General features: G+C 76.1%; 1 pseudogene. It reads left to right on the top strand.

Features of this window, described 5'->3' with window-relative positions:
• Positions 1-230 (top strand): annotated as a pseudogene (locus ACSNN7_RS29180) (aminopeptidase); the annotation flags it as partial.

Here is a 230-nt window from a genome sequence, read left to right as displayed (position 1 = left end):
AGCACCGCCGACGACGGCACCCGCGACCCGCGGGCGGTCCGGCTCTTCGCCGAAGGGGTGCCGACCGACTGCCGGGTGCTCGCCTCCGCCGGGGTCTCCGCGGTCGGCGGCGAGAACGACTCCCCGTCGCGCCAGCTTGCCCGTTTCGTCAGCGACGTCGCGGAGAACGCCGCCCCCGGCATGCGGGTGCGGGTGATCTACCGGCGGGACCGCTACCTGCGCGGCAGCGA

It is taken from the genome of Micromonospora sp. URMC 105, from assembly GCF_051386295.1.
Taxonomy (GTDB): domain Bacteria; phylum Actinomycetota; class Actinomycetes; order Mycobacteriales; family Micromonosporaceae; genus Micromonospora.
This window is presented reverse-complemented; position numbering and strand designations above follow the sequence as displayed.